The 1,932-nt window shown below is 68.6% G+C and carries 3 protein-coding genes; 2 read left to right on the forward strand and 1 reads right to left on the reverse strand.

The annotated features are described in order from the left end of the window. The first annotated feature begins 336 nt into the window (after positions 1–336). Positions 337–711: an OB-fold nucleic acid binding domain-containing protein gene (locus R1101_RS0122375; protein WP_016694463.1), complete on the forward strand. Its 375-nt coding sequence runs from the start codon at positions 337–339 to the stop codon at positions 709–711. Positions 712–809: 98 nt separating this feature from the next. Further along, complete coding sequence (locus R1101_RS0122380) at positions 810–1,559, forward strand: DUF3159 domain-containing protein (protein WP_016935450.1); 750 nt, start codon at positions 810–812, stop codon at positions 1,557–1,559. Here the strand turns inward: R1101_RS0122380 and R1101_RS0122385 are convergent. Continuing rightward, the coding region (locus R1101_RS0122385) for a TrkA C-terminal domain-containing protein (RefSeq protein ID WP_016935451.1) at positions 1,556–1,932 on the reverse strand (377 nt) is incomplete at its 5' end. The genes R1101_RS0122380 and R1101_RS0122385 overlap by 4 nt on opposite strands.

The raw sequence follows: 1,932 nt of genomic DNA on the forward strand, positions 1-1,932 counted from the left end.
GGAGTCCGGGGCCGAACGCCTTCTCGGCGAAGCATGCGTCCGAACCCGTGCCGGGAAGCACGATCGCGGTGCGGGTGACCGGCCGGGGCGGGCCGGTGTCCGGGGAAGCCGGGGATTCGCTGCGGGACATGCGGACGATCCTGCACCATCGGTCCCCGGCAACCACGCTCACCTGCCCAGACGGTCGTGCCGACGGTGCCTGCACAGCAGGTCGACGGTGCCTGCACGACGGTGTGCACCGTGCAACTTGTATCCGGCCAGAATGCGTCTACAGTGGCGATCGAAGAAGAGTTCGGTGGCACGCGATCCGTGCCCCCTTCCGTACAGGAGCGTGTTATGGCTTCCCCGGCCGGCTACCTGCGTCGGCTCACACGGCGGCTCACCGAGGACATCGAAGAACTCGATGCCGAGGAGATGGCCGAATCGTCGCACTCCACGGGCGCCCTACCCGTCGTCGAATGCGCCCGCGGTCAGGAAGTGACCATGTACGGACGCCTCCGCAGTGTCGAGTCGTGTTCGCGTGCCGCTGCCGCCGTCGTCGAGGCGGAGTTCTTCGACGGGACCGATTCGATCCAGCTCGTATGGATCGGTCGTCGGCGCATCCCCGGGATCGAACCCGGGCGTACGTTGACGGTCCGCGGTCGCGTGGGAGAACGCGACGGACGCAAGGTGATCTACAACCCGTACTACGAGCTGCGCGAACCGGCCTGACCGGCGCGCCGGGGGCTACCGGCCCTTGCATACGCGGAGTGGTTCCCCCTCGATACGCGGGGTCGTACCCCTGTGCCCGATGTGGCACCCTCGTAGGAGTGAGCGACACCAACCAGCAGACGATGCTCGAACAACTCGGTGGGATCAGCGGGTTGATCTATTCGACGCTGCCGGTGCTGGTGTTCGTGCCGGTCAACAGTGTGTGGGGGCTCACGGCGGCCATCTGGACCGCGTTGGGTGTGGCACTGGCGGTGCTCGTGTGGCGCCTGATCCAGCGCACGCCGATCCAGCCCGCGATCTCCGGCTTCTTCGGAGTCGCCTTGTGCGCCTTCATCGCTCATCGCACCGGCGACGCGAAGGGATACTTCCTCTTCGGGATCTACGCGAGCCTGGTCTACGGGGGCGCCTTCCTGTTGTCCGTGCTCGTCCGTAGGCCGCTGGTCGGCGTGATCTGGGGGATGCTCAACGGCCAGGGCTCGCAGTGGCGGTCACATCCCACCGCGGTGCGTGCCTACGACGTCGCCACCCTCGCATGGACCCTGGTCTTCCTCGGTCGCTATCTCGTGCAGAACCAGCTCTACGACGAGGACCGCACCGGGTGGCTCGCCGTCGCACGGATCGGAATGGGCTGGCCGCTGACCGCGCTGGCGCTGCTGGTCACCCTCTGGGCGGTCCGGCGCGCGGACCGGGTCGTCGAACCCCCGCCGGCCGAGGCCGAGACCATCGAGGCCCCTTCGGCCGGGGGGTCCCACGAGGCGTCGGGTTCCCACGACGAGCCGGGCCCCGAGGACCGGCACGGACTCGACGGCCGGCATCGTCTCCGCGACCGGCACGGTTCACGCGACTAGCGGTTCACCGCCTGCCGGAGATCGTCCTCGACGTCCTCTGCCGTGACGAACAGCAGTTCGTCCCCGCCTTCGAGCGGATCGTCCGGCTGCGGGACGATCACGCGTCCGCCGCGCAGGATCGCCACGAGCGCCGTGTCGCGGGGCAGTTCCAGTTTCCGAACCGGCTTCCCGGCCAGGGCGGTGGTGTCCCGCAGGGTGACCTCCACCAGGTTCGCGCCTTTGCGGAGCGTCATCAACCGCACCAGATCGCCGACCGTGACGGCCTCCTCGACCAGCGCGGCGAGCATGCGCGGCGTGGACACCGCGACGTCGACACCCCACGATTCGTCGAACAGCCACTCGTTGCGCGGATCGTTGACGCGGGCCACCACCC

This window comes from Rhodococcus sp. R1101 (assembly GCF_000278445.1).
GTDB classification, from domain to species: domain Bacteria; phylum Actinomycetota; class Actinomycetes; order Mycobacteriales; family Mycobacteriaceae; genus Rhodococcus; species Rhodococcus gordoniae.

Coding starts and splice junctions, on each gene's coding strand:
- R1101_RS0122375 (WP_016694463.1), top strand. CDS start 337: ATGGCTTCCCCGGCCGGCTACCTGCGTCGGCTCACACGGCGGCTCACC.